33 protein-coding genes are annotated in these 26,135 nt (G+C 72.4%); 15 read left to right on the forward strand and 18 right to left on the reverse strand.

Annotated features, from left to right (window positions below):
- Window positions 1–43 precede the first annotated feature (43 nt).
- Complete coding sequence (locus tag KU893_RS13260) at window positions 44–439, forward strand: arsenate reductase ArsC (RefSeq protein WP_218234852.1); 396 nt, start codon at window positions 44–46, stop codon at window positions 437–439.
- A 1-nt stretch (window position 440) separates the two neighbouring features.
- Here KU893_RS13260 and KU893_RS13265 read toward each other — a convergent pair whose 3' ends face one another.
- Entirely contained in the window at window positions 441–1,448 is a 1,008-nt protein-coding gene (locus KU893_RS13265) for an enoyl-CoA hydratase/isomerase family protein (protein ID WP_218234853.1), read from the reverse strand.
- A gap of 33 nt (window positions 1,449–1,481) precedes the next feature.
- On the opposite strand from KU893_RS13265, the gene KU893_RS13270 reads away from it, so the two are divergent.
- Entirely contained in the window at window positions 1,482–2,102 is a 621-nt protein-coding gene (locus KU893_RS13270; protein WP_218234854.1) for a hypothetical protein, read from the forward strand.
- Window positions 2,103–2,112: 10 nt separating this feature from the next.
- On the opposite strand, the gene KU893_RS13275 is transcribed toward KU893_RS13270, so the two are convergent.
- Entirely contained in the window at window positions 2,113–3,591 is a 1,479-nt protein-coding gene (locus KU893_RS13275; protein WP_218234855.1) for a SulP family inorganic anion transporter, read from the reverse strand.
- 68 nt (window positions 3,592–3,659) lie between these two features.
- On the opposite strand from KU893_RS13275, the gene KU893_RS13280 reads away from it, so the two are divergent.
- Window positions 3,660–4,031: a MerR family transcriptional regulator gene (locus KU893_RS13280; protein WP_218234856.1), complete on the forward strand. Its 372-nt coding sequence runs from the start codon at window positions 3,660–3,662 to the stop codon at window positions 4,029–4,031.
- Between the two features lie 53 nt (window positions 4,032–4,084).
- The gene (locus tag KU893_RS13285) at window positions 4,085–4,687 is read left to right on the forward strand and encodes a TetR/AcrR family transcriptional regulator (protein WP_218234857.1); all 603 of its coding nucleotides are present in this window, start codon (window positions 4,085–4,087) and stop codon (window positions 4,685–4,687) included.
- A gap of 31 nt (window positions 4,688–4,718) precedes the next feature.
- Here the strand turns inward: KU893_RS13285 and KU893_RS13290 are convergent, their stop codons facing one another.
- Together KU893_RS13290 and KU893_RS13295 are read right to left on the reverse strand one after the other, a co-directional pair.
- Window positions 4,719–5,054 carry a YnfA family protein gene (locus KU893_RS13290; protein WP_218234858.1) on the reverse strand — a complete coding sequence of 112 codons (336 nt, stop codon included), beginning with the start codon at window positions 5,052–5,054 and terminating at the stop codon, window positions 4,719–4,721.
- A gap of 67 nt (window positions 5,055–5,121) precedes the next feature.
- A complete protein-coding gene (locus tag KU893_RS13295; RefSeq protein ID WP_218234859.1) occupies window positions 5,122–5,391 on the reverse strand; it encodes a hypothetical protein in 270 nt (89 codons plus the stop codon).
- Window positions 5,392–5,514: 123 nt separating this feature from the next.
- On the opposite strand from KU893_RS13295, the gene KU893_RS13300 reads away from it, so the two are divergent.
- The 4 genes from KU893_RS13300 to KU893_RS13315 are packed head-to-tail and all read left to right on the forward strand — an operon-like array spanning window position 5,515 to window position 8,422.
- Window positions 5,515–6,306: an ABC transporter ATP-binding protein gene (locus tag KU893_RS13300; RefSeq protein ID WP_218234860.1), complete on the forward strand. Its 792-nt coding sequence runs from the start codon at window positions 5,515–5,517 to the stop codon at window positions 6,304–6,306.
- Between the two features lie 7 nt (window positions 6,307–6,313).
- Window positions 6,314–7,075: an ABC transporter permease gene (locus KU893_RS13305; protein WP_218234861.1), complete on the forward strand. Its 762-nt coding sequence runs from the start codon at window positions 6,314–6,316 to the stop codon at window positions 7,073–7,075.
- A 17-nt stretch (window positions 7,076–7,092) separates the two neighbouring features.
- Entirely contained in the window at window positions 7,093–7,860 is a 768-nt protein-coding gene (locus KU893_RS13310; RefSeq protein ID WP_218234862.1) for a MerR family transcriptional regulator, read from the forward strand.
- A gap of 34 nt (window positions 7,861–7,894) precedes the next feature.
- Complete coding sequence (locus KU893_RS13315) at window positions 7,895–8,422, forward strand: hypothetical protein (protein ID WP_218234863.1); 528 nt, start codon at window positions 7,895–7,897, stop codon at window positions 8,420–8,422.
- Here KU893_RS13315 and KU893_RS13320 read toward each other — a convergent pair.
- Together KU893_RS13320 and KU893_RS13325 are read right to left on the reverse strand one after the other, a co-directional pair.
- Window positions 8,382–8,909 (reverse strand): VOC family protein, encoded by a 528-nt coding sequence (locus KU893_RS13320; RefSeq protein ID WP_218234864.1) that lies wholly within the window; start codon window positions 8,907–8,909, stop codon window positions 8,382–8,384. The genes KU893_RS13315 and KU893_RS13320 overlap by 41 nt on opposite strands.
- Before the next feature lie 38 nt (window positions 8,910–8,947).
- Window positions 8,948–9,256, reverse strand: a complete 309-nt coding sequence (locus tag KU893_RS13325) for a DUF4287 domain-containing protein (protein WP_218234865.1) — start codon at window positions 9,254–9,256, stop codon at window positions 8,948–8,950.
- Between the two features lie 151 nt (window positions 9,257–9,407).
- On the opposite strand from KU893_RS13325, the gene KU893_RS13330 reads away from it, so the two are divergent.
- Complete coding sequence (locus tag KU893_RS13330; RefSeq protein WP_218234866.1) at window positions 9,408–9,776, forward strand: MmcQ/YjbR family DNA-binding protein; 369 nt, start codon at window positions 9,408–9,410, stop codon at window positions 9,774–9,776.
- On the opposite strand, the gene KU893_RS13335 is transcribed toward KU893_RS13330, so the two are convergent.
- Window positions 9,742–10,527: a TetR/AcrR family transcriptional regulator gene (locus KU893_RS13335; RefSeq protein WP_218234867.1), complete on the reverse strand. Its 786-nt coding sequence runs from the start codon at window positions 10,525–10,527 to the stop codon at window positions 9,742–9,744. The genes KU893_RS13330 and KU893_RS13335 overlap by 35 nt on opposite strands.
- 69 nt (window positions 10,528–10,596) lie before the next feature.
- Between KU893_RS13335 and KU893_RS13340 the strand changes: the two genes are divergently transcribed.
- Window positions 10,597–11,001 (forward strand): VOC family protein, encoded by a 405-nt coding sequence (locus KU893_RS13340; RefSeq protein WP_218234868.1) that lies wholly within the window; start codon window positions 10,597–10,599, stop codon window positions 10,999–11,001.
- On the opposite strand, the gene KU893_RS13345 is transcribed toward KU893_RS13340, so the two are convergent.
- Entirely contained in the window at window positions 10,983–11,543 is a 561-nt protein-coding gene (locus tag KU893_RS13345; protein WP_218234869.1) for a TetR/AcrR family transcriptional regulator, read from the reverse strand. The genes KU893_RS13340 and KU893_RS13345 overlap by 19 nt on opposite strands.
- Here KU893_RS13345 and KU893_RS13350 point away from each other — a divergent pair.
- Window positions 11,503–12,159 carry an MFS transporter gene (locus KU893_RS13350; protein WP_218234870.1) on the forward strand — a complete coding sequence of 219 codons (657 nt, stop codon included), beginning with the start codon at window positions 11,503–11,505 and terminating at the stop codon, window positions 12,157–12,159. The genes KU893_RS13345 and KU893_RS13350 overlap by 41 nt on opposite strands.
- A 38-nt stretch (window positions 12,160–12,197) precedes the next feature.
- Here KU893_RS13350 and KU893_RS13355 read toward each other — a convergent pair whose 3' ends face one another.
- The 3 genes from KU893_RS13355 to KU893_RS13365 all read right to left on the reverse strand — a co-directional run bounded on the left by KU893_RS13355 (window position 12,198) and on the right by KU893_RS13365 (window position 15,182).
- Window positions 12,198–12,896, reverse strand: a complete 699-nt coding sequence (locus KU893_RS13355) for a LuxR C-terminal-related transcriptional regulator (RefSeq protein ID WP_218234871.1) — start codon at window positions 12,894–12,896, stop codon at window positions 12,198–12,200.
- 450 nt (window positions 12,897–13,346) lie between these two features.
- Window positions 13,347–14,003, reverse strand: coding sequence for a response regulator (locus KU893_RS13360; RefSeq protein WP_218234872.1), 657 nt, complete (start codon window positions 14,001–14,003; stop codon window positions 13,347–13,349).
- Between the two features lie 36 nt (window positions 14,004–14,039).
- Window positions 14,040–15,182: a sensor histidine kinase gene (locus tag KU893_RS13365; RefSeq protein WP_218234873.1), complete on the reverse strand. Its 1,143-nt coding sequence runs from the start codon at window positions 15,180–15,182 to the stop codon at window positions 14,040–14,042.
- A gap of 188 nt (window positions 15,183–15,370) precedes the next feature.
- On the opposite strand from KU893_RS13365, the gene KU893_RS13370 reads away from it, so the two are divergent.
- Window positions 15,371–16,165, forward strand: a complete 795-nt coding sequence (locus tag KU893_RS13370) for an ABC transporter permease (RefSeq protein WP_218234874.1) — start codon at window positions 15,371–15,373, stop codon at window positions 16,163–16,165.
- Window positions 16,166–16,530: 365 nt separating this feature from the next.
- On the opposite strand, the gene dnaB is transcribed toward KU893_RS13370, so the two are convergent.
- On the reverse strand, window positions 16,531–17,940 hold the full coding sequence (dnaB, locus tag KU893_RS13375; RefSeq protein WP_218234875.1) for a replicative DNA helicase: 1,410 nt from the start codon (window positions 17,938–17,940) through the stop codon (window positions 16,531–16,533).
- Window positions 17,941–18,407: 467 nt separating this feature from the next.
- Between dnaB and KU893_RS13380 the strand changes: the two genes are divergently transcribed.
- Window positions 18,408–19,748 carry an MATE family efflux transporter gene (locus tag KU893_RS13380; RefSeq protein ID WP_257441421.1) on the forward strand — a complete coding sequence of 447 codons (1,341 nt, stop codon included), beginning with the start codon at window positions 18,408–18,410 and terminating at the stop codon, window positions 19,746–19,748.
- Window positions 19,745–20,290 (forward strand): hypothetical protein, encoded by a 546-nt coding sequence (locus tag KU893_RS13385; RefSeq protein ID WP_218234877.1) that lies wholly within the window; start codon window positions 19,745–19,747, stop codon window positions 20,288–20,290. Before KU893_RS13380 ends, KU893_RS13385 begins: the two co-directional genes overlap by 4 nt.
- Window positions 20,291–20,349: 59 nt before the next feature.
- Here the strand turns inward: KU893_RS13385 and KU893_RS13390 are convergent, their stop codons facing one another.
- The 6 genes from KU893_RS13390 to KU893_RS13415 form a co-directional block, all read right to left on the reverse strand.
- A complete protein-coding gene (locus tag KU893_RS13390) occupies window positions 20,350–20,991 on the reverse strand; it encodes a DUF3558 domain-containing protein (RefSeq protein WP_218234878.1) in 642 nt (213 codons plus the stop codon).
- Between the two features lie 230 nt (window positions 20,992–21,221).
- The gene (gene rplI, locus KU893_RS13395; protein ID WP_204837295.1) at window positions 21,222–21,668 is read right to left on the reverse strand and encodes a 50S ribosomal protein L9; all 447 of its coding nucleotides are present in this window, start codon (window positions 21,666–21,668) and stop codon (window positions 21,222–21,224) included.
- A gap of 28 nt (window positions 21,669–21,696) precedes the next feature.
- Window positions 21,697–21,933 carry a 30S ribosomal protein S18 gene (rpsR, locus tag KU893_RS13400; RefSeq protein ID WP_141796553.1) on the reverse strand — a complete coding sequence of 79 codons (237 nt, stop codon included), beginning with the start codon at window positions 21,931–21,933 and terminating at the stop codon, window positions 21,697–21,699.
- Between the two features lie 84 nt (window positions 21,934–22,017).
- Window positions 22,018–22,584 carry a single-stranded DNA-binding protein gene (locus KU893_RS13405; protein ID WP_218234879.1) on the reverse strand — a complete coding sequence of 189 codons (567 nt, stop codon included), beginning with the start codon at window positions 22,582–22,584 and terminating at the stop codon, window positions 22,018–22,020.
- A gap of 125 nt (window positions 22,585–22,709) precedes the next feature.
- Window positions 22,710–22,997 carry a 30S ribosomal protein S6 gene (rpsF, locus tag KU893_RS13410; RefSeq protein WP_139623520.1) on the reverse strand — a complete coding sequence of 96 codons (288 nt, stop codon included), beginning with the start codon at window positions 22,995–22,997 and terminating at the stop codon, window positions 22,710–22,712.
- Between the two features lie 180 nt (window positions 22,998–23,177).
- Entirely contained in the window at window positions 23,178–25,169 is a 1,992-nt protein-coding gene (locus tag KU893_RS13415; RefSeq protein WP_218234880.1) for an FHA domain-containing protein, read from the reverse strand.
- A 122-nt stretch (window positions 25,170–25,291) separates the two neighbouring features.
- Here KU893_RS13415 and KU893_RS13420 point away from each other — a divergent pair, with 122 nt between their 5' ends.
- A complete protein-coding gene (locus tag KU893_RS13420; RefSeq protein WP_218234881.1) occupies window positions 25,292–26,089 on the forward strand; it encodes a deoxyribonuclease IV in 798 nt (265 codons plus the stop codon).
- The last annotated feature ends 46 nt before the right edge of the window (window positions 26,090–26,135 follow it).

The following is a 26,135-nucleotide window of genomic DNA, read 5'->3' on the forward strand; positions in this document are numbered from 1 at the left end:
CAGCACCCCACCCAGCACCCCACCCAGCACCGAGGAGACACCCATGAGCACCCCCACCGTGCTGTTCGTCTGCGTCCACAACGCCGGCCGCTCCCAGATGGCGGCCGGCTTCCTGCAGCACCTCGCCGGCGGTCGGGTCGAGGTCCTCTCCGCCGGATCCCAGCCCGCCGACCAGGTCAACCCGGTGGCGGTCGCGGCGATGGCGGAGGTGGGCATCGACATCGCCGCGGAGCAGCCGAAGGCGCTGACCGACTCGGCCGTGCGCGAGGCCGACGTCGTGATCACGATGGGCTGCGGCGACGAGTGCCCGTTCTTCCCCGGCAAGCGCTACGAGGACTGGGTCCTCGACGACCCGGCCGGCCAGGGCATCGACGCGGTCCGGCCGATCCGCGACGAGATCCGCCGCCGGGTCGAGGCGCTGGTCGCCGAGCTGACCTGACTCACTCCGGCACGGGGCTCGACCAGCGCGGCGCGTGGTCCTTGTCGACCAGCACCGCCCGGACACCCTCCACGAAGTCGGCGCTGCGGATCATCTCCGCGGCCGTGGTGAGCTCGGCGCGCAGGCACTCCTCGAGCGAGCGGCCGCGGCCCTCGACGAGGAGACGGTCCGTCACCGCCAGGCTGTACGGCGACGCCGACTCCAGCGCCGCCCGCGTGGTCGCCGCCCAGGCAGCCGCCGCTCCACCGTCGGCGACGAGGCGGGCCAGGCGCGCGGAGATGCCGTCGAGGCCGGGAGCGCTGAACACCCACTCCAGCTCGGGCCGGACCGCCGCGAGGTCACCGGCCGGGCCGGGCTCGCTGGGGGCGAGCTCGCGGAGCAGCTGCTCGAGCGGGCCGTCGTACCCGGCGATCAGCTCGGGGAGGCGGGCCAGGTCGGCGGCGGAGCAGGCGTGGGTGGCCAGGCCGAGGGCGAGCGCGTCGGCGGCGCCGATCCGGGCACCGGTCAGGCCGAGGTAGCGGCCGGTGTGGCCCGGGAGGCGCGGCAGGAAGTGGGAGCCGCCGACATCGGGGAAGAAGCCGATCTTGGTCTCCGGCATGGCGAAGGACGCCTCGGGCGAGACGACGACGAAGGTGCCGTGGACGCTGAGGCCCATCCCGCCGCCCATGCAGACGCCGCCGACGAGCGCGACGACGGGAACGGGGTAGCTGCCGAGCAGCGCGTTGACGGCGTACTCCGTCTCGAAGAAGCGCAGGCTCTCGTCGTGGCGCCCGGCGAGCGAGCTCTCGCGGACCCGGCGGATGTCGCCGCCGGCACAGAAGGCGCGGTCCGACGCGCTCTCCACGACCACCGCGCGCAGCCCGGCGTCACGCCACTCCTCGAGCGCGGCGTGGATCCGCTCCACCATGCCGAGCGTGATCGCGTTGAGCGCCCGGGGACGGTCGAGCACGATCCGGCCCACCGGGCCGAGGCGTTCGATGCGGACGTCGTCACTGTCGACCTGCTGCACGTCGAGCAGTCTCGCAGTGGGAGGCTGGACCCCGTGAACGGGGAGCAGCTGGCGGACTGGCTCGAGGGTCTCGGCCTCGCCGACCACCTGGCCGCGGCCGGGTTGCCGTCCTTCGAGCGCGACCTCGGCGGCGTCGTCCGCTGGCGCGACCCCCGCACCGGCGACCCGCTCACGGCCGAGCAGCTCGCCGACCTCGACCGGGTGCTCCACCAGGACGGCGACGAGCCGGAGCACGCCGTACCGCTGGCGCTGGTGCAGCTGCGCCGTCAGGCCCAGGTCCGCAGCGGCCTGCTCGCCTCGCCGACCCACACCTACGCGAGCCTGGCGCAGGTGCGTGGGGTGTCGGAGAACGCGGCGCGGTTCGCGGTGCACAAGGCGGCCGAGCGCAACGCGCTGCTCGTCGTCCCCCACGACGGGGACGTGCTGGTGCCGGCGTTCCAGCTCGGCGACGACGGCGAGCTGCGGCCGGAGCTGGCGGCCGTCCTCGAACCGCTGCTGGCCTCCGCGATGGACCCGTGGCAGGTGTGGGCCTGGCTCACCCAGCCCGCCGGGCTGCTGGGCGGCCAGGTCCCCCACGAGGCGGCCCGTGACGACGACGAGGTGGCGATCGTGCGCCACGCCGTGGTCCGGCTCGCCGAGCGCGCGAAGGCCTGACCCGGCTCGGTCAGTGGCCGGAGAGCCGGCCGGTGAGCCGAGCGTGGAATGCCGCGCTCGCGTCGTTCAGGCCTTCGATCTCGACCTTCTTGCCCTTGCGGGCGTACTTGGTGCTGATCGCGTCGAGGGCGGCGACGCTCGAGGCGTCCCAGACGTGCGAGCCGGACAGGTCGATGACGACCAGGTCCGGGTCCGTGGCGTAGGAGAACTGCGAGTAGAGGTCGTTGCTGGAGGCGAAGAAGAGCTCGCCGCTCACGCGGTAGCGGGCGGTCACGGTGCCGGCGCCCGACTCGACGAGCTCCCGCTCCACCGCCACCAGGTGGGCGACCCGTCGGGCGAAGAGCACCATGGCGACCAGGACGCCGGTGACGACGCCGATCGCCAGGTTGTGCGTCGCGACCGTCATCACGACGGTCGCCAGCATGACCGCCGACTCCGATCTCGGCATCCGGGGCAGCGTCTGCAGCGAGTGCCAGTCGAAGGTGCCGACCGACACCATCACCATCACCGCGACCAGCGCCGCCATCGGGATGAGGGTGACGACGTCCCCGAACCCGACGACCAGCACCAGCAGGAAGGTGCCGGCCAGGAAGGTCGAGATCCGGGTGCGGGCGCCGGAGACCTTCACGTTGATCATCGTCTGGCCGATCATCGCGCAGCCGCCCATGCCGCCGAAGCAGCCGGTGATCACGTTGGCGGCACCCTGGCCCAGCGCCTCGCGGGTCTTGTCGGAGTGGGTGTCGGTGATGTCGTCGACGAGCTTCGCGGTCAGCAACGACTCGAGCAGCCCCACGACCGCCATCGCAAGGGCGTACGGCGCGATGGTGCGCAGCGTCTCGAGCGTGAACGGCACGTCGGGGACGAACCACGCGGGCAGGCTGTCGGGCAGGCGACCTTCGTCTCCTACGTCCGGCACGTCGACCGACGCCAGCAGGGTGAAGGCGGTCAACGCCACGATCGCCACCAGCGGCGCGGGCACCACGGAGCTGATCCGCGGGAAGCCGACGATGACGGCGATCCCGACGGCCGTGAGCGGGTAGACCGCCCACGGTACGTCGACGAGGTGGTCGAGCTGGGCCTCGAAGATGAGGATGGCCAGGGCGTTGACGAAGCCGACCATGACCGAGCGCGGGATGAACCGCATCAGCCGGGCCACACCGAGCCCTGCCAGCACGATCTGCAGCACGCCGCCGAGCAGCACCGTGGCGATCAGGTAGTCGTAGCCGTGGTCACGCATCACCGGGGCGATCACCAGCGCTACCGCGCCAGTGGCCGCCGAGATCATCGCGGGGCGACCGCCGAGGAAGGAGATCGCGACCGCCATCGTGAAGGACGCGAACAGGCCGATGCGCGGATCGGCGCCGGCGATGATGGAGAACGAGATCGCCTCGGGGATCAGGGCCAGTGCCACCACCAGCCCCGCGAGCACCTCGGTGCGCAGCAGGCGGGGGGACCGCAGCGCGGACCGGACGGTGATGGTGTCGCTCACGTTCGCGGGAGCCTACCCTCACGTAACGTGAGAGTCGGCATCGTCGCGACGTGCGGGAGGATCGGCACATGATGCAGATCGGCGAGGTCGCCGCCCGCACCGAGCTGTCCCTGCGCAGTCTGCGCCACTGGGACGAGGTCGGCCTGCTCCGGCCGTCCGGACGGACCGACGGCGGATTCCGGCTCTACACCGAGGACGACGTGGAGAAGATCCTGGTGATCCGCCGGATGAAGCCGCTCGGCTTCACGCTCGAGGAGATGAGCGCCGCCATGCGCGACCTCGAGGCCCTCCGGGACGCGGGTGCAGCCGACGCTCACGCCACCGCTCGAGCACGGCTGACCGCGGTCCTCGCCGATGCCACCGCACGCCGCGCCCGCTTGGAGACGCAGATCGCCATGGCCGACGAGTTCCTCGACCAGCTCACGCGGCAGCTCGCCTGACCAGCCGGCTGCGGCCGCCCCGCCGGACCGCGGCGAGGCGGTACGGTGCCGACGTGACGCACGAAGCAGCAGACCGGCACGACCAGGTCGTCGCGGCCGCGATCCGGGTGGTCGAGGCGCTCGGCGCTGCGGGGACGACGATGGACGCGGTGGCGGCGGAGGCAGGCGTCTCGCCGGAGGCCCTGGCCCGCGACTTCTCGTCGCGGGACGAGCTGCTCCGCGACGTGATCACCCGGGTGGTGGACGACACCTCCGCCGCCCTGCGGGAGTCGCTCGACCTCGAGCAGGGCATCGAGCACGCGCTGCGCCAGGGAGTCGGCACGTTCTGGGCCAGGCTGCTCGACGGCGGGACGGGGATGCGGGTCGCGCAGTTCGAGCTCGCGCTGTACTCGGCCCGCACCGACGCCGGCAGCGGTCTCGCGCGCCTGGAGTTCGCGCGCTACACCGATCTGCTCACCGAGCTGTGCGCGGAGGCAGCGGCGTTCGCGGGCGAGGAGTGCGCGGTGCCCCTGGACGTGCTGGGCCGCCTCGTCCTCGGGGTCGTCGACGGCCTGGTCCTGCAGCACATCGCCAACCCCGACCCGGCCCGCTCGCAGCGCGACCTCGCGCACGCCCTGGACATGCTCGTCGCGCTCGCTGCGCCCCGGCGGCGCTGACCGCCCGTCGCGCCCCGCCAGGCGGCGGCGCTCAGCTCGAGCGCGGCGCGTACATGATGATCGCGACGCCCAGCAGGCAGACCAGCGCGCCCGCGACGTCGTACCGGTCGGGACGGAAGCCGTCGAGAGCGACTCCCCACAGCAGCGAGCCGGCGACGAACACGCCGCCGTAGGCCGCCAGGATCCGGCCGAAGTGTGCGTCCGGCTGGAGGGTCGCGACGAAGCCGTAGAGGCCGAGCGCGATCACGCCGGCGCCGATCCACAGCCAGCCGCGGTGCTCGCGCACGCCCTGCCAGACCAGCCAGGCGCCGCCGATCTCGGCGATCGCGGCGAGCACGAACAGCGGGAGCGAACGCACCAGGTCCATGACGCCCGATCCTCGCAGGAAGATCAGGACCGGGTCAGGACCGGGTCAGGACCGGGTCGGAGCCGGATCAGAAGTAGCCGCGGGGGCGCTCGGCGGTGTCGCCGGGCCGCAGGCCGTCCTGCCAGTCGGTGATCGTGCTGCGCGCGTCGAGGTCGACCTCCGGGTTGGCCCGGATGAAGTCGTGGACCACCCGCTCCGGGTCGACCCGCTCCCGGTTGACGATCAGCCGGCCGTACGCGACGAGCTCGCGCACCGTGAAGGTCCGGATCCCGTCGCGGTCCTGCACCTGGGTGCTCGATCCGTAGGAGCCGCCACCGAAGCCGTGTGCCCGAGTCATGGCAGCACGCTACCCCGGGCCTCCCGGTCCCCGTCACGCCGGCGCGGTTCGACGGCTCACCAGAAAGTTGCTGCCGATCCGGGGGTTGACCTTGACGCGACGTCAACCCTGCACGCTTCTCGTATGACCAACGAGACCACCCCCGGGCAGCGCCCGGAAGGGGCCATCCGGGTCACCGGCATCACGAAGGCGTTCGGTGACGTGGAGGTCCTCAAGGGCGTCGACCTCGACGTCGCGGCGGGCACCATCGTCGCGCTGCTCGGCTCGAACGGCGCCGGCAAGACCACGCTGATCCGGATCCTCGCGACCCTGCTCCGCGCCGACGCCGGGACGGCCGGCGTGCACGGCTTCGACGTCGCCACCCAGCCGGACCGGGTCCGCGAGTCGTTCAGCCTGACCGGACAGTTCGCGGCCGTCGACGAGATCCTGACCGGACGCGAGAACCTCGTGCTCGTCGCCCGGCTGCGCCACCTGCCCGACCCCGGCAGGATCGCCGACGGCCTGCTCGCCCGGTTCTCGCTCACCGACGCCGGCGGGCGCCGGGTCGCGACGTACTCCGGCGGCATGCGCCGGCGCCTCGACATCGCGATGAGCCTGATCGGCGACCCGCCGGTGATCTTCCTCGACGAGCCGACCACCGGCCTGGACCCACAGGCCCGGATCGAGGTCTGGCAGGCCGTCCGGGAGCTCGCCGAGGGCGGGACGACGGTCCTGCTCACCACGCAGTACCTCGAGGAGGCCGAGAGCCTGGCCGACCGGATCGCGATCCTCCACGAGGGCCGGATCATCGTCGACGGCACCCTCGCCGAGCTCAAGGCGCTCCTGCCCCCGGCCCGGGTCGAGTACGTCGAGAAGCAGCCGACGCTCGAGGAGATCTTCCTCGCCGTCGTCGGCACCACCACCACGCAGAAGTGAGGAACCCATGAGCACCCACGCCGTCGGCGACACCCGCACCCTGCTCGGTCGGTCCCTGCGCCACATCCTGCGCAGCCCCGACACCATCGTCACCACGGCGATCACCCCGGTCGCGATGCTGCTGCTGTTCGTCTACGTCTTCGGCGGGGCGATCGAGAGCGGCGAGGAGGAGTACGTCGACTACCTGCTGCCCGGCATCTTGCTGATCACGGTCGCCTCGGGGATCGCCTACACGTCGTACCGGCTGTTCCTCGACCTCAAGGGCGGCATCTTCGAGCGGTTCCTCTCGATGCCGATCGCGCGCTCCGCCGCGTTGTGGGGCCACGTGCTGACCTCGCTGGTCGCCAACCTGCTCTCGGTCGGCCTGGTCGTGCTGGTGGCGCTGGTGATGGGCTTCCGGACCGGCGCGGGCGTGCTCGCCTGGCTCGGTGTCGCCGGCATCCTCGTCCTGTTCACGCTGGCGCTGACCTGGCTGGCGGTGATCGCCGGACTGGCGGCCAAGTCGCCCGACGGCGCCGGTGGCTTCGCCTACCCGATCATCTTCCTGCCGTTCGTCAGCTCCGCGTTCGTGCCGACCGAAGGGATGCCCGGTCCGGTGCGCTGGTTCGCCGAGCACCAGCCGGTCACCTCGATCGTCGACACGATCCGCAACCTGTTCGCCGAGCAGCCGGTCGGCGACGAGGCGTGGATCGCGGTGGCCTGGTGCACCGGTCTCCTGGTCCTCGCGTACGCCGTCGCGATGCGGGTCTACCGCCGCCGCTTCGCCTGACCGGGCAGGCTGGTTCCGTGCTGACGATCGGACAGCTGGCGTCGTACGCCGGGGTGACCATCCGGACCGTGCGTCACTACCACCAGGTGGGGCTGCTGCCGGAGCCGGAGCGGGACCGCTCCGGCTACCGGACGTACGACGCCGGCGCGGTCGTGCGGCTGATCCGGATCCGCACCCTGGCGGACGCCGGCGTGCCCCTGGCCCGGGTCCAGGAGCTCCTCGACGCCGACGCCGACACGTTCGGTGGGGCGGTCGAGGAGATCGACCGGCGGCTGCGGGCCGAGATCCGCGAGCTGCAGCAGCACCGCCGCCGGATCGCACAGCTCGGCTCCGGGGACACCCTGGCGGTGCCCCAGGAGGTCTCGGACTACCTCGAGCTGGTGCGCGCGACCGGCGTACCGGAGGAGATGATCGAGGCCGAGCGGGACGCCTGGATCCTCGTCGCCGCGCGCTACCCGGACCGGATCCCCGCGTTCATGGCCGACAAGCGGGCCCAGCTCGAGGACGAGCGGACCGTGCGGTTCTACCAGCTCGTCGGCCGGATGCTGCGCAGCGACGGGACCGACGACGAGCCGCTGGTGCACGAGATGGCCGATGTCCTGGTCGAGCTGTTCGAGGAGGCCGCCGCCACCGGCCAGCTCGAGCAGCAGGACCTGCTGATGGACGACTCGGCGTTCGTGCAGCTGCTGGACTCGATGGCCGACGGGCACCCCATGGTCACCCGGCTGCGCGAGCTGCTCGCCGAGCGCGGCTGGGCGGGCTGGACCCGGGTCGAGCGCGCCTGACCCGCGCTGGGGCGGTTGTCGTAGCCTCGCGCCCATGGACATCCAGCGACTCCTCGACGCCCTCGCGCCCCTGCTGCGCGACCCCGAGGCCGAGGACGGCTTCGCCTACGGCATGGCCGACCTGCCCGCGGCCGGCACCGACGTGATGGTCAACGTCGACCCCGAGCTCGAGGACCGCGACGACGTCGAGGTCGCCGTGCTCGTGGAGCGGGTCGCGGCCTTCCTCGCCCTGACCGGCGAGCAGTGGGACCAGGTCGTGGCGCAGACGGTCGCCGAGATCGAGGACGCCGTCGGGGACCAGCCCGTCGCCGAGCCCACCGCCCTGCGCGAGGACCTCACGCTCACCTCGGCGGTCGTGTTCGTCGACGCGGTGCTGCTCTCCTTCGTCGCCCCGCTGCAGCTGCCGGACGCGATCGTGCGGGTCCAGCTCGACCAGGACCTCCGGTTCGAGGACATCGAGGTCGAGATCGAGGGCGTCGAGTCGGTCGCCTTCGACGACCTCGACACCCTCCTCGACCACCTCAGTGAGGACCCGGGACCGGCCGGCCCGACCGCGCCTTGACGTCCGCGAACAACGACCGGAGGTCGGGAGCGACCTGCGCGAGCTCGACGTACGACGCCCCCGCGGCGGACGTGTCGAGGTAGGCGAACCGCATCAGGCCACCCGCCATGGTGCCGGCCTGGACGACAGTGAACCCGTCGTGCCCCGCCCGCGCCAGGGCCGCGTCCAGGTCCGGGACCTCGCAGCAGACATGGTGCAGGCCGGGGCCGTGCTCGGCGAGGAACTCGGCGTAGATCGACGCCCCCCGCACCGGGCGGATCAGCTCGAGCTGCAGGTCGCCGGCGTAGCTCAGCGAGATGTCGGCGGTGAAGTCCGCCGGCTCCCCGCGCAGGGTGCAGGTGTCGGGGCCGAAGTGGATGCCGGGCATCCGGGTCCACCCGACGGCCCCGAACGCCGTCCCCAGCGCCCGCTCGGTGGCGTCGAGGTCCGCGGTGACCCAGGCCAGCTGGGTGACGGGGCCGAACCCGGTGGTCTGCGCGTCCGCCATCGGCGCTCCTCTCGGTCGCGCCCAGACTAGGCTCCTGGCTAGGGCGTGGCCGCGCCGGCCGCGGGCCTCGTGGCGATGCCGTCGAGCCACAGGGTGTCCGAGTCGTCGCGGTGGCTGCCGGCGGAGCCGACGTGTCGCGTGCTGATGGTCGCGCCGTTCTTCAGGACGTGGACCAGCGCCATGGCGTGGCCGCGGCCGAGGTCGTAGTCCTCCTTCAGCCAGGCGACGACGTCGTTCGCCTTCAGGTCGGGTCCCGCGAAGCCTCGATCGCGGGCCTGCTCGATGAGCTGGCGCGGGGTCTGGCCGGTCCGCTTCTCGATGTTGTCGAGGTAGGCCTGGAAGGACATGGTCGGTTCCTCTCGTGGTGGCGCCGACCCACCGGGCGGCGTCGGTTCAGCCGTACGTCGAACCAACGGGCCCGATCTCGACATCGGGCCACCGGCCTTCTCCGCGATGAGTCCGCGATGACTTCGCGGCGTCGTACCGGTCCATCCGTGCGTGGCGAGCCTCGACGACGTCCGGCCCCTGGCCGACGAGCTGGAGCGGTCCTACCCGGTCTACGTCCGCAACCGGCTGAAGTTCCGCGTCGGCCGGATCGTGTACGCCGCGTTCTCGCTCGACGAGGCCGTGATGGGCTTCGCCTTCCCCAAGGAGGAGCGGGCGGCGCTGGTCGCCGGGGAGCCGCACAAGTTCCACCTGCCCGCGGAGTCGGACCTGCGCTTCGCCTGGGTGCACGCCGAGCTGGCGGCGCTCGACCCGACCGAGGCGCGCGAGCTGGTCGTCGACGCGTGGCGGATGGTGGTGCCGCAGAAGCTGTCCCGGGCCTACGACCTCACGCATCCCGAGGGGCCCGGGGCCCCTCGATGAGCGCGGCCAGACCGTCGAGGGTGCGGGCCAGGCCGAACCGCCAGGCCCGGTCGGCGTCCCACGCGCTCCCCTGCGCCGCACCGGCGGCGGCACCGACCCGGACCGCGCGCGGGTAGGTGGCGGGGTCGAAGGCACGGGCCAGGATCGGCTGGTTGGCTGCCCACCAGTCGGCGTCGCTCATCGCGCTGTCGGTGCTCGCACGAGCGGCGTCGTGGGCGGCCCGGCAGTGCGCGTGGACGAAGCCGAGCAGGTAGGAGAGCGCAGCATCGGTGTCGACGTCGCCCAGCCCGGTGCCGTCGTACGCCGCCAGCTCGTGCTCGTACTTCGCCAGCACGCCGGGGCCGAGCGGCGGGCGGCTCAGCGCGGCGACCTCGGTCAGCCACGGGTGCGCGCGCAGGAGCTCGCGGTTGGCCTCGGCGACCCGGGTCAGCCGGCTGCGCCAGGACCGGCTGCGCCAGGCGGGGCGCGGCATCGCCAGGTAGACCGCGTCGACCATCAGGTCGAGCAGCTCGGGCTTGCCCGGGACGTAGGTGTAGAGCGACATCGCCGAGATGCCGACCCGCTCCGCCACCGCACGGGTGGTCACGGCGGCCAGGCCCCGCTCGTCGGCGAGCGCGAGGGCCGCTTCGACCAACTGCTCGACGCTGACCGAACGGCCGGGTCCCTTGCGGCGCGGGCCGGCCGACGGGTCGCCCCACAGCAGCGCCAGCGTCCGGCTCGGCTCACCGGCCCCGGTGCTCGTCGTACTCACGGGAACAGTCTGGCATGGTCGTACGTTGTACGCTGTACAGCGTATAGAGAAGCCCGTCCAAGGAGGACCATGAACATCACCGCCACCGCCGTCTCCCTCAACGTCGCCGACGTCGAGGCGTCCGCCGCCTGGGCGCAGCGCCACCTCGGCTTCACCGAGGCGATGTCCGCCGACGGCTTCTGCTCCCTCGAGCACCCGCAGGCCGGGATGAACCTGATCTACCTGCGCACCGGCCTCGCCAGCTTCAAGCCGGCCTCGGCCGCAGGACCGGCCGACGGGCTGCTCGTCGTGTTCACGGTCGACGACATCGACACCGAGTACGCCCGCCTTCGGGCCGAGGGCGTGGAGGTCGTGACCCCGATCGAGACCGAGCCCTGGGGCGAGCGCTACTTCCAGATGACCGACCCGAACGGGGTGGTCTTCCAGCTCGTGCAGTGGGTGATGCCCGCGAGCCCTCAGCCGACCGCGCCGTAGAGAAGGCGGAGGACACCTTCGGTCAGGTCGGCCAGCCCCTGCTCGATCTCGGCCTCGCCGACGGTCGCGAGGACGCGCATGCGCGCGTCGCGCAGGTCGAACACCATCTGCGCCAACGCGCGGGCGTCCACCCCTTCGGGCGCGACCCCGTCGGCCCGGTCCCGCAGGATCTTCGCCGCCAGGCCGTCCACGAACCGGCCGCGCGCCCGGTCGGCCCATTCGATCAGCGGCGGGTAGTCGAGGCTGGGGCCGGTCGTACAGGCGAGGACCGAGAGGTGTCCACGCCAGACGCCGGCGACGAGGCGGTGGTGCTCGAGGAGCGCCGCACGGTCGACGCCCGTCGTGTCCAGCCAGCCGTAGGTGCCACCGAACTGGTCCCACAGCTCGTCGAGGAGCGCCGCGACGACGGCCTGCTTGGTCGGGAAGTAGAAGTAGAAGGCGGTCCGGGAGACGCCCGCCGCCTTGGCGATGGCGTCGACGGTGAGCTCGTCGACCGACTTCGTGGCCAGCAGCCCTCGCGCGGCGTCGACGATCGCGTTCACCAACGCCGCCGCCCTGTTCGTCGGCTACGGCATGTTCTCGGTGTTCCTCGGCGCCACGTTCTTCGTGCAGGCCCCGTCGGCACTGACCGGCTACGGCTTCGACGCCTCCGTGCTGCGCACCTCGCTCGAGTTCATGCTGCCGGGCACCCTGCTGGCCATCCCGCTCGGCCCCCTCTCCGGCGGGTTGGTCGGCCGGTACGGTCCCCGCCGGGTGCTGGTCGGTGCCACCGTGCTCGGCATCGTCGCCATGGCGGCACTGGCGCTCTTCCACGGCCACGCGGCGGAGTTCATCGTCGCCCTCGTGGCGGGCAACGCCGCCATCTCGGTGGCCTACGCCTCCATGCCGGCCCTGCTGAACCAGCACGTCGCGCCCCACGACACGGGCATCGCGAACTCCGTCAACGCGGTGATGCGCACCATCGGCGGCGCGATCGGTTCGGCCATCGTCATCACCATCCTCGCCTCCTCCTCGCACACGCTCACGACCCCTGCCGGCAGCTTCTCGGTCCCCACCGAGGCGGCGTACACCACCGTGTTCACCCTTGGCGCGATCGCCTTCGTGCTGGCCGCACTGTCGGCCGCGTTCGGCGTACGCAAGCACCACGTCGCGCCGTGAGCGCCCCGGGCGCGTCCGTCGCGCCCGGGCCGCGTGGCCTAGGACAAGGCGGTGCGGACCGGGTGGGCCGGGCGCCACCGCGCCCGGAAGGCCACGCTCACCGCCCCGATCTGGGAGGTGACACCGAGCTTCGCGAGGATCGACTTGACCTGCGTACGCACGGTGGCCTCGGAGACGACGTCGGCGTGCGCGATGTCGCTCACCGTGTCGCCGTAGATCAGGTGGGTCAGCACCTCCCGCTCCCGCTGGGTCAGGGCATCGAGCCGGGCCCGGCACTCGAGGATCTGGTGATGCTCGCGGTGGTGGAGCTCGACGAGCCGGTTGCGCTCCTCGCGCGAGAGCACCTCGCGTCCCTCGCCGATGGCGCGCAGCGCGGCGGACAGCTCGGTGAGCGTCACCGACTTCGACAGCACGGCACGCGCACCGAGGAAGAGCCAGCCTCCCCAGCGAGCACGGTCGATCTCCGCGGTCAGGACCACCACGACCACGCCGCACCGGCCCAGGGTCCGGATCACCTCGGCGCCGTCGACGTCGCCGAGGTCCGGGTCGAGCAGGAGGACGTGGGGCCGCGAGCGTCGTACCGCCTCGACCAGGCGTGCGGGTGACGCCGCCGGCTCGGGGGGCGACATGCGCTGCACCTGGTGGCCGGCGTTCGTGAGGGCCAGGTGCAGCGTCTCGGCGAAGAGCTCGTGCCTGTCGAGCACGGTGATACGGCTCTGTTCCCGGCTCAGGGACATGACGGCCTCCCGCCCATCGCGGTGACCAGGTGCGTGCTGCGAACCATCGGGACCTCCTCGAGTCGGCCGATCCGGGGACCCCGGTCCGTCCGGAGTCCTCCCGTGGTCCCGCCTGCGCACGGGGCCACGAGCAGCGGGGAGGTGACGGGGCCTCGGGAGGAGGCAGGGCACGCCAGAGGACATCTCTCGTCTACTCTCAGCGGCACGGATCCGGCTCCGCCCTGTGCCACGTCGGACGCATCCAGCAGTTGCTCTCCGACGCCGGCCCCCCTACTACCGGATCACCGTCCACCGTAGGTCACCTGGCCGGCCGGCGCCGGCAATGGGCGACATCTCCGCCCGGATCGCCGGAATTTGATCCGCCGGAAGGATCCCGCCCGGCCCGATGGCACCAGCGCTTGCGGGACAAAGGCCCGGATGTGCGGGCGGGAGCGCCGTCGGTCCGGCGCTTCAGCGCCCCACGCGGCCGGTGTCGTAGGCCCACATCGCGATCTCGACCCTGTTCCGGGCGCCGATCTTGGTCAGCAGGCTCGCGACGTGGGTCTTGGCGGTGGTCAGGCTGATGAACAGCTCGGCGGCGATCTCGGCGTTCGTGCGGCCGACGGCAACCAGCCCCAGCACCTCCTCCTCGCGTCGGGTGAGCGGCTCGACCGGCTGGGCGCGGCGTTTCGGGGAGCTCCCCGCGGCGAGGGTGGCCAGCAGCCGCCGGGTGATGTTCGGCGCGATCAGCGCGTCGCCGGCGGCGGCGGCGTGCACGGCCTGCACCAGCAGCTCCGGACCGGCGTCCTTGAGGAGGAACCCGCGGGCGCCGGCCCGCAGCGCGCCGTGCACGTACTCGTCCAGGTCGAACGTCGTGATCACGACCACCGCGATCGGGTCCGGGACGTCCCGTCCGGCGAGCAGCTCGGTCACCTCGATGCCGTCCAGGCCGGGCATCCGGATGTCGACCAGGCACACGTCGGGGCGGAGCCGACGCGCCAGCTCGACGGCCGTCCTGCCGTCGGCGGCCTGGCCGACGACCTCGATGTCGGGCTGGTCGTCGAGGATCATGGCCAGGCCGGTGCGCACCAGGTCCTGGTCGTCGGCCACCAGCACCCGCACCGTCATCGGCCCACCTTCATCGCCCACCTCATCGGCCCACCCTCATCGGCTTGTCTCCGTCGGCAGCTCGGCGTCGACCGCCCACCCGCCCTCGGGCGCCGGTCCGGCGTGCAGCGTGCCACCGAGCAGCTGCACGCGCTCGGTCATCCCCAGCAGCCCGAAGCCGTGGGTCGCCGGCCGCGTCGCGTCGGTCCGGCCGTCGTCGCTCACCCGCAGCCGCAACCTTCCGGCGCGCTCGGCGACCCTGATCTCCACCCGCGAGGCGTTGCGGGCATGTCGCAGCGCGTTGGTCAGCGACTCCTGCGCGATGCGGTACACCGCTGCGTCGACCTGGGGCCGCAGCCCGGCCAGGTCGCCCGACAGCTCCACGTCGACGACGGGGCCCGGGTCGCGGCGGGCGAGGGACACCAGGTCGGCGACACCCGGTCGGGGGCCGTACTCCGCCGGTGCCCCGTCGCGCAGCACTCGGACCATGGCGCGCATCTCCGCCAGGGTCCGCGAGGCCTCCCCCTCGATGACCGCGAGCGCCTCGAGGGCCGCCTCGGGTCGCTTCCGGGCCATCGTCCGGCCGGTCTGCGCCTGCACCGCGATCGCGGAGACGTGGTGGGCGACCGAGTCGTGGAGCTCGCGGGCGAGTCCGACACGCTCCTGGTTGCGGATCTGGTCGAGCGCCCGGCGCCAGCTCTCGGCGCGGTAGCGGAACGCCGCCCCGCCGGCTGCCGCCGCCACCAGGACGGCGATGCCGCCGAGGAGCTCGGCGGCATCGGTGTCGTCGGTCGCGATGCTGACGCCCGCGGCGACCAGCACCCCCGCCAGCCCGGTCACGATCTGCCGTCCCGAGCCCCAGCGGACCAGGGCGTAGACGAGCACCAGGATGAAGCTGGTCGTGTGCAGGCCCACGCCCGGGAGCCCGGCCAGCTGGCCGGCCACCGCCAGCGCCGTACCGGTGCCGAAGCCCACCGCGACGCAGACCAACGGGTGGGTACGGCGCCACAGCAGCACCGGCGCCAGCGCGAGCGCCACGACCGTCACCACCGGCCGCCAGGCGACGTCCTCGCGGAAGATCCCTTCGAGCAGCGCCACGACCATCACCGCGCCGACCAGCACCCGGTCCCGCCACGCCGCTCCGGGCGGGTCGGCGGCGCGGGGCTCGTCCCACAGCGAGCGCAGGGCGGTCGTGATCACGCCCCCAGCCTAGGGATCGGCGAGGCGGCGGCGATCGGCCGAAAGAACGAGACGCCGCCCCTCCCCTCGGCGGAGGCGGGGCCGGCCTCGAGGCCGATGCGGTGGCAGGCAGGTCGCGACGAGGCTTCGGTCCACGAGCACCCACGAGCACCGGCGCGCCGGCACCGATCCCGACGGAGGGCAGCACGATGAGCACCCAGAGCACCACGACGACCGCGGGCCGCGCCGTGGCCCCGATCCCGACCAGCCGGATCGTCCGCGTCGAGCTGCGCAAGATGTTCGACACCCGCTCGGGCTTCTGGCTGCTCACGAGCACCGGCCTGCTCTCGGTCGTGGCGACCGCGGCCGCGATCGTCTTCGCCCCCGAGGGCACGCTGAGCTACGACACCTTCGCCACCGCGATCGGCTTCCCGATGACCCTGATCCTCCCCCTGATCGCGATCCTCGCGGTCACCAGCGAGTGGAGCCAGCGCAGCGGACTGACGACGTTCACGCTCGTCCCCGGTCGGGGGCGGGTGATCGGCGCCAAGGCGATGGCGACCGTCATCGTCGGGATCGTCTCCATGCTGGCGGCGCTCCTGATCGGAGCCGTCGGCAATGTCGTCGGCTCCGCCCTCGCCGGGGTCGACACGGTGTGGGACATCAGTCCGGCCCACGCCGCCGAGATCGTCATGGGCAACCTGGTCGGGATGGCCATCGGCTTCACGCTGGGCGTGGTGCTGCGCAGCTCCGCGGCCGCCGTCGTCGGCTACTTCGTGCTGTCCTTCGTCCTCTCCGGCATCCTGGTCCTGCTGGCCCGGGCCCGGGAGTGGTTCACCGACCTCCAGGCCTGGATCGACTGGAACCAGACGCAGGTCGCCCTGTTCGAGGGTCGGACCTCATCGGCACAGGAGTGGGCGCAGCTCGCATCGACCACGTTGATCTGGATCGTCGTCCCGCTCGTCGTCGGCCTGGCGCTGTTGCGGCGCTGCGAGGTCAAGTAGCTGGTCCACCGGTCTCCACGGCGCGAGCCAGGCACAGCCCGGGCGTCGCCCCGCTCTGCGGCTCCGTCGCCGTCGCCGTGCCCGTCGGCGAGCCGGCCGCGAAGCTCCGCGACCTGGTCCTGGACCGGGGCCACCACCTCCGGGCTGTCCTCCCAGAGCTCGAGGAAGTCCATCTCGTCGTCCTCGGGATCGAGCATCCGGGTCAGCACGTCGATCCCGCGGCGCAGGTGCTGGCCGAGTGCCGCGAGATCACCGGGCCACACGTAGCTCCGACCGAGGACCTGCAGCAAGTAGCACGCCGCGCGGATCTGGTCGTCGTCGTCGTCCGTCCCCAGCGCCTCGGCGATCCGGGCGTCGGCGCCAGGTCAGTGCGCCATGTCGACGAACCGGCTGTAGTGACCCTGGAAGGCCACGACGATGTCGCGGGTCGCGCCGTTGCGGTGCTTGGCGACGATCAGGTCGGCCTCGCCGGGGCGGGTCGACTCCTTCTCGTAGACGTCGTCGCGGTGCAGCAGGACCACCATGTCGGCGTCCTGCTCGATGGATCCGGACTCACGCAGGTCGCTGACCGCGGGGCGCTTGTCGGCGCGCTGCTCGGGGCCACGGTTGAGCTGGGAGAGCGCGATGACCGGGATCTCCAGCTCCTTGGCGAGCAGCTTGATCTGGCGGGAGAACTCCGAGACCTCGAGCTGGCGGGACTCGACCTTCTTGCCCGAGCTCATCAGCTGGAGGTAGTCGATCACCATCAGCTTGAGGTCGTGCTTCTGCTTGAGCCGACGCGCCTTCGCGCGGATCTCGGTCATCGTCATGTTGGGGGAGTCGTCGATGAACATCGGCGCCGCGGACACCTTCGCCACGTGGCGGGCCAGGCGGTCCCACTCCTCGGTGCCCATCTTGCCGTTGCGGATGTGGTTGAGCGGGATCCGTGCCTCGGCCGAGAGCAGGCGCATGACGATCTCCGCGCGCGTCATCTCCAGGCTGAAGAAGCAGGCGGTGAGGTTGTTGTGGATGGCGGCGGCCCGGCAGAAGTCGAGGGCCAGGGTCGACTTGCCCATGGCGGGGCGGGCGGCCACGACGATCATCTGGCCGGCGTGGAAGCCGTTGGTGAGCTCGTCGAAGTCGGCGAAGCCGGTCGGCACGCCGTAGATGCCCGTCTCACGGTTCTCGATGGCCTCGATCTCGTCGAGGACCTGGTCCATGATGTCGGACAGCGGGACGTAGTCCTCCGACTTGTTGCGGTCGGTGACCTTGTAGATCTCGGACTGGGCCTCGTTGACGATGCCCTCGACCTCGCCCTCGCCGGCATAGCTGATCTGGACGATCTTGGTGCCGGCGTTGACCAGCCGGCGCAGGATCGCCTTCTCGTAGACGATCTCGGCGTAGAAGCCGGCGTTGGCGGCGATCGGCACGTTGGAGGCGAGCGTGTGCAGGTACGGCGCCCCGCCGATCTTCTGCAGCTGGCCACGCCGCTGCAGCTCCCCCGCGACGGTCACCATGTCGGCCGGCTCACCACGGCTGTAGAGGTCGAGGATCGCCTCGTGGATCTCCTCGTGCGCCGGGCGGTAGTAGTCGTTGCCGCGGATGACCTCGACGACGTCGGCGATGGCGTCCTTCGAGATCATCATCGCGCCGAGCACCGACTGCTCGGCGGCCATGTCCTGCGGTGGCGTGCGGCCGCCGCTGGGCGCCTCGCCCGGCTGGTACGGCGCCGGTCCGTCCCCCCACTGCTCGGGCGGCTCGGCGGTCCAGGCCGGCGGGTCGTCCGTGAGGCTCACGGTCCTTGCCCCTTCCTGGTCTCACGCCCCGGGCGCGATGCACGGGTCGTCCGGTGCCCAGCATGCCGAGCGGGTCCGGCACAATCGCCGGACGGCGACCGGTGCCGGCCCCCGATGCGGCAACCTACGGGGTCGACCGGGGCAGCCGATAGCGGCCTGTCCACAAGGGTTGGGGATAACTCGGGGCAGGTCGTGGACGACACGCGGACATGGTGTGCACGGGGTGGGGAGGAACTTGTGGAGAACGTGCGGGCCAGCCAGCCGAAAGGTTCTCTGACCTGCGCAAACGTCCTCAATGGCCTGTGGACGGCAAAAATGTCGGGTGTGATCCTGTTCACCCGCCGGTCACCGACCGGTCGGGACGGGTCTGCCGTCGCCGTACCCCCGCTCCGCCGCCGCCACCGCCGGTTTCCACAGGGGGACGCCACTTATCCACCGGCCGCCCGCACCGCCCGGGCAGCCGCGCGGTGAACGGCCCGCGCGCCCTCGACCGGGAGATCGCCCGGCTCGCGTTCCCGGCCTTCCTCGCCCTCGTCGCCGAGCCGCTGTTCCTGCTCGGCGACGCCGCCGTCGTCGGCCACCTCGGCACCCCGGAGCTGGCCGGGCTCGGCATCGCGGGCACCGTGGTCACCACGGTCGTCGGGCTGTGCATCTTCCTGGCCTACGGCACCACCGCGGGCGTCGCCCGCCAGATCGGCGCCGGCCACCGCGACGCCGCCCTCGCCCAGGGCCTCGACGGGCTCTGGCTCGCCGTGCTGATCGGCCTCCCGGCGACCCTGGTCACCGGGCTCGGCGCCGACCCCCTCGTCGCGGTGTTCGGGGCCTCACCGGACGTGGTCGAGCCGGCCACGACCTACTTGCGGGTCGCCGCGCTCGGCCTCACCCCGCTGCTGCTCATCCTCGCCGGCACCGGCGTGCTGCGCGGCCTCCAGGACACCCGCACGCCGCTCGTGGTGGCCGTCGTCGGCAACATCGCGAACCTCCTGCTCAACCTCGTCCTCGTGTACGGCGCCGGGCCGGCGCCGCGCCTCGGGATCGCGGGCTCGGCGCTGGGCTCCGTGCTCGCCCAGTCCGCGATGGCCGTCGCGCTCGTGCTGGTCGTCGTCCGCTCCGCCCGGCGCGAGGGTGCCGCCCTTCGCCCGCACCTGGGGGGCGTGCGCGCGGCGGCCCGGGCCGGCGTACCGCTCATCGTGCGGACCCTGACTCTGCGTGCCTCGCTGTTGGTGACGACCTACGCCGTGGTGCTGACCGCGAGCGGGTCGAGCAGCGCGGCGGTGCCGGTCGCCACCCATCAGCTGGCGATGACCCTGTGGGGCTTCCTGGCCTACGTGCTGGACGCGATCGCCATCGCCGCGCAGGCGATCACCGGACGCTTCCTCGGCGCCGGCGACGTGGCCGCGACGCGCGCGGTCACCGGCCGGATGGTGGGCTGGGGGATCCTCAGCGGTGTCGTCACCGGCCTGCTGCTGGCCGCGACCAGTCCGTGGCTGGGCGCGCTGTTCACCCCGGACGCGGGGGTCCGGGACGCGCTCGTCCCGGTGCTCGTCGTGGCCGCGCTCGCCCAACCGGTCGCCGGGGTGGTGTTCGTGCTCGACGGGGTGCTCATCGGCGCGGGCGACGGGCGGTACCTGGCCCGGGCCGGCGTCGCCGTCCTCGCGGGCTACGCTCCGCTCGTGCTGCTGACGAGTGCGCTGGGCGCGGGACTGCCCTGGCTGTGGACCGTGTTCTGCGTGGTCTTCATGGGCGGGCGGCTGGTCACCCTGGTGCGCCGCGCCCGCAGCGACGCGTGGCTGGTGCCGGGCGCGTGAAGCCGCTGTACTGGATCGCGATCGGCCTGGCCGTCGTCGTGTTCACCGCCGCTCCAGCCGACAAGGTCGACGTGTCGGAGGTCCTCGGCTGCCTGCTGGTGCTGGTCGGCTACGCCCGGCTGGTGCGGGCGGCGCCCGACCTGCCGCTGCGGCTCACGCTCGGGTACCTCGCCGTGCTCGCGGTGGTCGTCGCCATCGCGCTCAGCCCGCCGGACGCGCGCGCCTGGCTCGACGACGCCGACCCGGCGCTCGTGTGGGCCGCCTCGCTCCCGGCGCTGGGCTTCCAGGCCGCGCTGTGCCACGCCCTCGGCACCCGGGCCCGCGCCGCCGGCGTCCGCAGCGGGTGGGTCTGGTTCGTCGCCGAGACGGCCATCGTCGTCTCGCTCGTCGCCAACGTGCTCTACAACGGCGCCGACTGGCACTGGCTCTACGGCGTCGGCACCGTCGGCCTGGCCGGGGTGCTGCTCGTCATCGTGCTCTGCGCGCTCCTGGGCTCGGCCCCGTGGGCGGGCGCGGGGGAGCCGGAGGACGCACGCACCTGACGAACGGGCTGTGGAACGAGCGCGTGCACAGCCCGCCCGTCAGGTGCGACGCGAAGGACTCAGCCCTGGATCGTGGCCAGGATCTTCTCGGCCAGCCCGACGGACTGGTTGAGCGGGTCACCCTCGTACTCGACGCCGTCCTCGTAGTCGAGGTCGATCTCCAGCAGCACCGTGGCGGCGCAGGCGCGCAGCTCACCCTCGAAGTCCGGCGGGTTGCTCACCTTCCACCAGCCCCGGGTGGCGCCGGCGATGTCGTCGGCCGGGTCCACGACGCCGTCGTTGTCACGCGGCTGGGGGCAGCCGAAGGCGCCCTGGGTGAAGTCCTCGGGACCGGTCAGCTTGACCGTCACCTCGGCGAGACCCTCGGCCTCGAAGGAGCAGTTGTCGCTGGACCACTCCACGCCACCCTCGCTGGTGGCGCCACCGCCGACCTCGGCGGGGCCGAACGACATCCCGTAGGCCTCGGCCAGGTCGTCGGCGCTCACCACGTCGCAGGCCATCGGCAGCCCGGCAGCAGCGGTGCTCGACGGCGCGGTCGGGGCCGAGGTGGGGGCGCTGGTCGCCTCGGTGGGCGTCGACGCCTCGGTGGCGCTCGACGCGTCGGTCGGGGTGTCGGAGGCGTCGGGTTCGTCGTCGCCGCAGGCCGCGAGGACCGGGGTCAGCAGCAGCAGGGCGGCAGGCGCCAGCCGTCGTACACGCATGGGGGAAGCTCCTGGGGATCGGGGAAGGAAGGAGTGTCCCAAAACTAACGGCGTGGGGGGGGGCCGGGGGGGCCGCCCCCCCCCGGGGGGTTGGGGGGGGGGGGATAGGGGTAGTCAGGTTTCGACAAAAACCTACGGCCGGGCCGGGCCCCGGGGGCCCCCCCCACGCCGTTGTTGGTCGTCGAGTGCAGATCGTGAGGAACGAACGATCTACGTATCGAGACGCTGCGTCAGCCCGGGATGACGTTGAGGGCCACCGCGGCGGACACCTCGTCGTGCAGCTTGACCGACACCGCGTGGTTGCCCAGCGACTTGATCGGGTTGCCGAGGACGATGGTCCGCTTGTCGATCGCCTCGCCGGCGGCCTCGCCGAGCGCGGCGGCGATGTCGGCGGGGGTGACCGCACCGAACAGGCGGCCGCCCTGGCCGGCCTTGACCTTGACGTCGACCGGCGAGCCCTCGAGCTTGGCCTTCAGCTCAGCGGCGTGGGCCTCGTCGCGGACCGCACGAGCGGAGCGAGCGGCCTTGATCGAGTCGGCCTGCGCCTGGGCGCCCCGGGTCCACCGGATGCCGAAGCCGCGGGGGATGAGGTAGTTGCGGCCGTAGCCGTCCTTGACCTCGACCACGTCACCGGCTGCGCCGAGGTTCTCGACCTCCTGGGTCAGGATGATCTTCATGAGTTCAGCTCTCCTTCTCTGACTCTGCTCAGCGACCGGCGGAGGTGTAGGGCAGCAGCGCGACCTCGCGGGCGTTCTTCACCGCGATCGCGACGTCCCGCTGGTGCTGGACGCAGTTGCCGGTCACCCGACGGGCGCGGATCTTGCCGCGGTCGGAGATGAACTTCTTCAGAAGGGCGGTGTCCTTGTAGTCGACACCGGTGGCCTTCTCCTTGCAGAACTGGCAAACCTTCTTCTTCGGCTTGCGGACGACTGCCTTCGCCATTGTGGTGCTCCTCCTCAGAGCCCGGCCGCGTCAGTCAGAAGGCGGCCGGAATGGTTGGTTGTATCGGTGGTTGAGGTGCGAGCCTCAGAACGGGGGCTCGTCGCTCGACGAGACGCCCGGCGCGGCCCACGGGTCGTTGGCCGGTGCGCCGCCCCCGTAGTTGGAACCGCCACCCTGGTTGCCGCCACCGGACGGGGCGCTGCCCCACGGGTCCTGACCCGCGGGACGGCCACCGCCCTGGTTGCCGCCACCTTGGTTGCCGCCGTACCCACCGCCGCCGCCGGAGCGGCTCGCGCGGGTGACCTTGGCGGTCGCCCACGTCAGCGACGGGCCGATCTCGTCGACCTGCAGCTCGTTGACCGTGCGCTTCTCGCCCTCACGGGTCTCGTACGAGCGCGACACCAGACGGCCCTGCACGATGACGCGCATGCCCTTCTGGAGGGACTCGGCGACGTTCTCCGCGACCTGGCGCCAGACCGAGCAGCGCAGGAACAGGGTGTCCCCGTCCTTCCACTCGTTGGTCTGACGGTCGAAGGAGCGCGGCGTCGAGGCCACCGTGAAGTTGGCGACAGCCGCGCCCGACGGGGTGAACCGAAGCTCGGGGTCGTCGGTGAGGTTGCCGATGACGGTGATGACGGTGTCGCCAGCCATGGGGGTCTCCTGGTGAGGGTGGAATGAACGGGCGTGCCGGGTCAGACCCGGACAACGGCTCCCATCGTGTCGTGGACGTCCGACATCGGGTAGCCGTCGTCCACAGGCACGATCTCTTCAGTTCCTCAGACGGTGGGTCGCAGGACCTTGGTCCGCAGGACGGACTCGTTGAGGGTCAGCTGACGGTCGAGCTCATCGACCGTCGCCGGGGCGGCGGTCAGCTTGACGATGGCGTAGATGCCCTCGGCGTGCTTCTTGATCTCGTACGCCAGGCGGCGCTTGCCCCACACGTCGACGTTGTCGACCGTGCCGCCGTCGTTGCGGACGACGTTCAGGTACTTGTCGAGCGACGGCTGAACCGTCCGCTCGTCGAGGCTCGGGTCGAGGATGACCACGACTTCATAGTTGCGCAAAGCGGTCTCCACCTCCTCTGGACTCAGGCGGCCGCGGACTTTCCACGGCAGGAGGGCCTTGCTTGCCTGCTGGTTCGGCCCAGCAGACGCGTACGGCGCCAGCGGCACCGGACGGGACAGGCTAACAGCGCCCGCCCGCCCGGGCCGAATCCCGACCTCGGCGGGCCGGGGACGGGCGTGCTACCCGAACAGCACCGGGTTCTGGATCTGCGTCTCGTCGATGACGAGCACCGCGATCGCGCCCGCCAGGCCCTCGGGCACGTCGAGCGAGACCGAGGCGCAGACCTCGTCGGAGCCGAGGTCCCACGACCCGTCCAGCGAGCCGAGCAGCTCGCCCTCGGGGTTGTAGAGCTCGATCGTGAACGGCGTCCCGTCGGGCAGCCCGGTGACCGCGAAGTGGGCGTACAGCGTGGCCGGGAGGCTCACGCCGCCGAGCACCTGCGGGTCGTCGAGCGTGCTGGTCGTCGAGCAGTCGCTGTTGCCGTCGGTGGTCCAGCCCGAGGGGGCGGCGCTGGCCTGGCCCATCGGGTCGGCCGGGGGCTCCGGCACGTCGTCGAGGTACGGCGAGACGTACTCCGGGTCGCCGCCCTTCTCCGCGATCGCGATGATGTCCTCGGTCAGGTTGACCGGCCGGATCCGCGCGGAGCCGCCGGTGAACGCGCCGCCCTCGCCGCTGTCGCCGACGGTCGACTCGGTGACGACCGCGCTGTTGATGCCGACCAGCTCGCCGTCCTCGTTGATCGAGGCACCGCCGGAGTTGCCGGAGCCGATCCGGATGTCGCTGTCGATCCAGGCCCGGTTGCCGGGGACGGCCGCCTCCTTGAGGAAGGTGGACACGACGCCGCGGGTCACGGTCAGCGCCCGGTCGAGGCCGTCGTCGGAGGCGACGTGCGCGACGGCGGGGAAGCCGAGCGCGGTCAGCTCGTCGCCGGTGCGCAGCTCGTCGCTGTCGCCGAGCTCGACGGGCCGCGGCAGGTCGAGGTCCTCCTCGGCGATCTTCTTGCCCTCGGCGTCGGCGGTGATCTTGAGGACCGCGAGGTCGAGAACGCCGTCGGCGACGATCGCCTCCGCGGAGTACGACGGCGCGGCCGGCTTGTCGTCGGCGGCGGAGGTGAGCGCGACCAGGAGGCCCGCGGGATCCTCCTCGCCGCCCTGCTGCCCCGGCGCGCTGGGCTTGCCGACGTGGGCGTTGGTAAGGATCAGCCCGTCCTCGCTGATGATCGTGCCCGAGCCGGTGTAGAGGGGTTCGCCGCTGTCGTCGACGGCGATGATCAGGACGCTGGCGAGCTTGGCCCGGTCGAGCTCGGCGGTGCTGAGCCCGGCCGCCTCGTTCGGGCCGTCGTTCGCGGGGGAGTCGTCGCCGCCGAGCAGGACCGCGGCCGTGACGCCACCGCCGGCCAGGACCAGCGCGGCCACGACGGCGCCGACGAGGGCGGCGGTGCGCTTGCGCTTCTTCTTTGCGATCGACTTCTGGGCGACGCCGGCGGCCACGATCGGGACCACCTCGACCTCGGCACCCGCGGTCGGGTGACCGAGCATCAGCGTGATCGGCTCCTCGAGCCTGCGCTGGGTGACCCGGTCCTCCTCGAGGAAGGTGCCGGCGCTGGACCGGTCGACGTACCACCAGCCGTCGGGGCGGCCCTCGACCACGCCGTGCAGGCGGGAGACGGACGGGTCGTCGACGACGACCTCGTTGCCCGGGTCGCGGCCGATCCGTACGACGACGCCCGGGGGGAACCGCGTCGAGGAGCCACCGACGCGCACCAGCAGCCCGGGCCCGTTGACGTACCCGGGGCCCACCGGCCCGGTGCCGGGCAGCATGGTCTGGGCCAGGCCCGGCGGCGGCAGCTGGGCCGGGTCCGGTGCGGCGGGGCGCACGGCGCCGGCCGGGGTCAGCACGACCTCCTCGCCGTCCACGCCGCCGAAGCGGACGCTGGTCGGCCCGGTCAGCCGGATCTCGCTGACCCGGGCGCCGCCCAGGAAGGTGCCGCCGCTCGAACCGGTGTCGACCAGCACCCAGCCGGAGCCGTCCGAGCGCAGCTGCGCGTGCTGCCGCGAGGCCGAGGGCGCGGTGAGGACGATGTCGCAGGAAGTGTCGCGGCCGATGCTGACGGTGCGGGGTTCCTCGAACGACCAGGTCCGGCCGCCCGAGGTGACATGGAGGGTGGTCACGCGAGGACGTTAGTGCCCGGATGCCCCTCTCCACGAGGAAATGCGGTGAAGACAGGACAGCGGCGGGACAAGTGAGGACACTGCGGGACAGCACTGTCCGGGCCCGTCCTTACGATGACCGCATGAGCGAGCTGCGCATCGGAGCCCACGTCGACCAGACCGACCCGATCGCCGAGGCGGCGGCCCGCAACGCCCCCCTGGTGCAGTTCTTCCTCGGCAACCCGCAGTCCTACAAAGGCCCCGTCCTCGCGTACGACGGCGGCCCGGCCGCGCTGCGCGCCGCGGCCGAGGCGGCGGGCGTGGACCTGTACGTGCACGCGCCGTACCTGATCAACGTCGCGACGACCAACAACCGCCAGCGGATCCCGAGCCGCAAGCTGCTCCAGCAGCACATGGACGCCGCGGCCGAGCTCGGCGCCAAGGGCCTGATCGTGCACGGCGGCCACGTCACCGACGACGACGACCCGGCGAAGGGCTTCGACAACTGGCGCAAGGCGATCGAGGCGACCGACATCAAGGTGCCGCTGCTCATCGAGAACACCGCCGGCGGCACCAACGCGATGACCCGCTACCTCGAGCGGATCAAGGGCACCTGGGACGCCATCGCGTCGGCCGAGGGCGCCGACATGGTGGGCTTCTGCCTCGACACCTGCCACGCCCACGCCGGCGGCAACGCGCTGGAGACGATCGTCGAGGACATCCGCGCGATCACCGGCCGCATCGACCTGGTCCACGCCAACGACAGCCGCGACGCGTTCGACTCCGGCGCCGACCGGCACGCCAACTTCGGCGCCGGCCAGATCGACCCCGACCTGCTGGCCCAGGTCGTGCGGGACGCCGGTGCGCCGGTGGTCTGCGAGACGCCGGGCGGGGCCGCGGAGCACGCCGCCGACTTCGCCTGGCTGCGTGAGCGGCTCTGACCCGGGCTCCGCGCCCCGGCTGCCCGCCCCGGCTCCGGCTCCGCGG

Origin of the sequence: Nocardioides daeguensis (assembly GCF_019192965.1) — a bacterium.
GTDB lineage: Bacteria > Actinomycetota > Actinomycetes > Propionibacteriales > Nocardioidaceae > Nocardioides > Nocardioides daeguensis.

Excerpts from the sequence above, each read along its gene's own strand:
- KU893_RS13315 (WP_218234863.1), top strand. The coding sequence starts at position 7,895 with ATGGACATCCAGCGACTCCTCGACGCCCTCGCGCCCCTGCTGCGCGAC.
- rpsR (WP_141796553.1), bottom strand. The coding sequence starts at position 21,933 with ATGGCGAAGGCAGTCGTCCGCAAGCCGAAGAAGAAGGTTTGCCAGTTC.
- KU893_RS13405 (WP_218234879.1), bottom strand. The coding sequence starts at position 22,584 with ATGGCTGGCGACACCGTCATCACCGTCATCGGCAACCTCACCGACGAC.
- KU893_RS13320 (WP_218234864.1), bottom strand. The coding sequence starts at position 8,909 with ATGGCGGACGCGCAGACCACCGGGTTCGGCCCCGTCACCCAGCTGGCC.
- KU893_RS13295 (WP_218234859.1), bottom strand. The coding sequence starts at position 5,391 with ATGACTCGGGCACACGGCTTCGGTGGCGGCTCCTACGGATCGAGCACC.
- KU893_RS13290 (WP_218234858.1), bottom strand. The coding sequence starts at position 5,054 with ATGGACCTGGTGCGTTCGCTCCCGCTGTTCGTGCTCGCCGCGATCGCC.
- KU893_RS13300 (WP_218234860.1), top strand. The coding sequence starts at position 5,515 with ATGACCAACGAGACCACCCCCGGGCAGCGCCCGGAAGGGGCCATCCGG.
- KU893_RS13325 (WP_218234865.1), bottom strand. The coding sequence starts at position 9,256 with ATGTCCTTCCAGGCCTACCTCGACAACATCGAGAAGCGGACCGGCCAG.
- rplI (WP_204837295.1), bottom strand. The coding sequence starts at position 21,668 with ATGAAGATCATCCTGACCCAGGAGGTCGAGAACCTCGGCGCAGCCGGT.
- KU893_RS13360 (WP_218234872.1), bottom strand. The coding sequence starts at position 14,003 with ATGACGGTGCGGGTGCTGGTGGCCGACGACCAGGACCTGGTGCGCACC.
- KU893_RS13355 (WP_218234871.1), bottom strand. The coding sequence starts at position 12,896 with ATGTCCCTGAGCCGGGAACAGAGCCGTATCACCGTGCTCGACAGGCAC.
- KU893_RS13260 (WP_218234852.1), top strand. The coding sequence starts at position 44 with ATGAGCACCCCCACCGTGCTGTTCGTCTGCGTCCACAACGCCGGCCGC.
- KU893_RS13280 (WP_218234856.1), top strand. The coding sequence starts at position 3,660 with ATGATGCAGATCGGCGAGGTCGCCGCCCGCACCGAGCTGTCCCTGCGC.
- KU893_RS13420 (WP_218234881.1), top strand. The coding sequence starts at position 25,292 with ATGAGCGAGCTGCGCATCGGAGCCCACGTCGACCAGACCGACCCGATC.
- KU893_RS13305 (WP_218234861.1), top strand. The coding sequence starts at position 6,314 with ATGAGCACCCACGCCGTCGGCGACACCCGCACCCTGCTCGGTCGGTCC.
- KU893_RS13340 (WP_218234868.1), top strand. The coding sequence starts at position 10,597 with ATGAACATCACCGCCACCGCCGTCTCCCTCAACGTCGCCGACGTCGAG.
- KU893_RS13370 (WP_218234874.1), top strand. The coding sequence starts at position 15,371 with ATGAGCACCCAGAGCACCACGACGACCGCGGGCCGCGCCGTGGCCCCG.
- KU893_RS13390 (WP_218234878.1), bottom strand. The coding sequence starts at position 20,991 with ATGCGTGTACGACGGCTGGCGCCTGCCGCCCTGCTGCTGCTGACCCCG.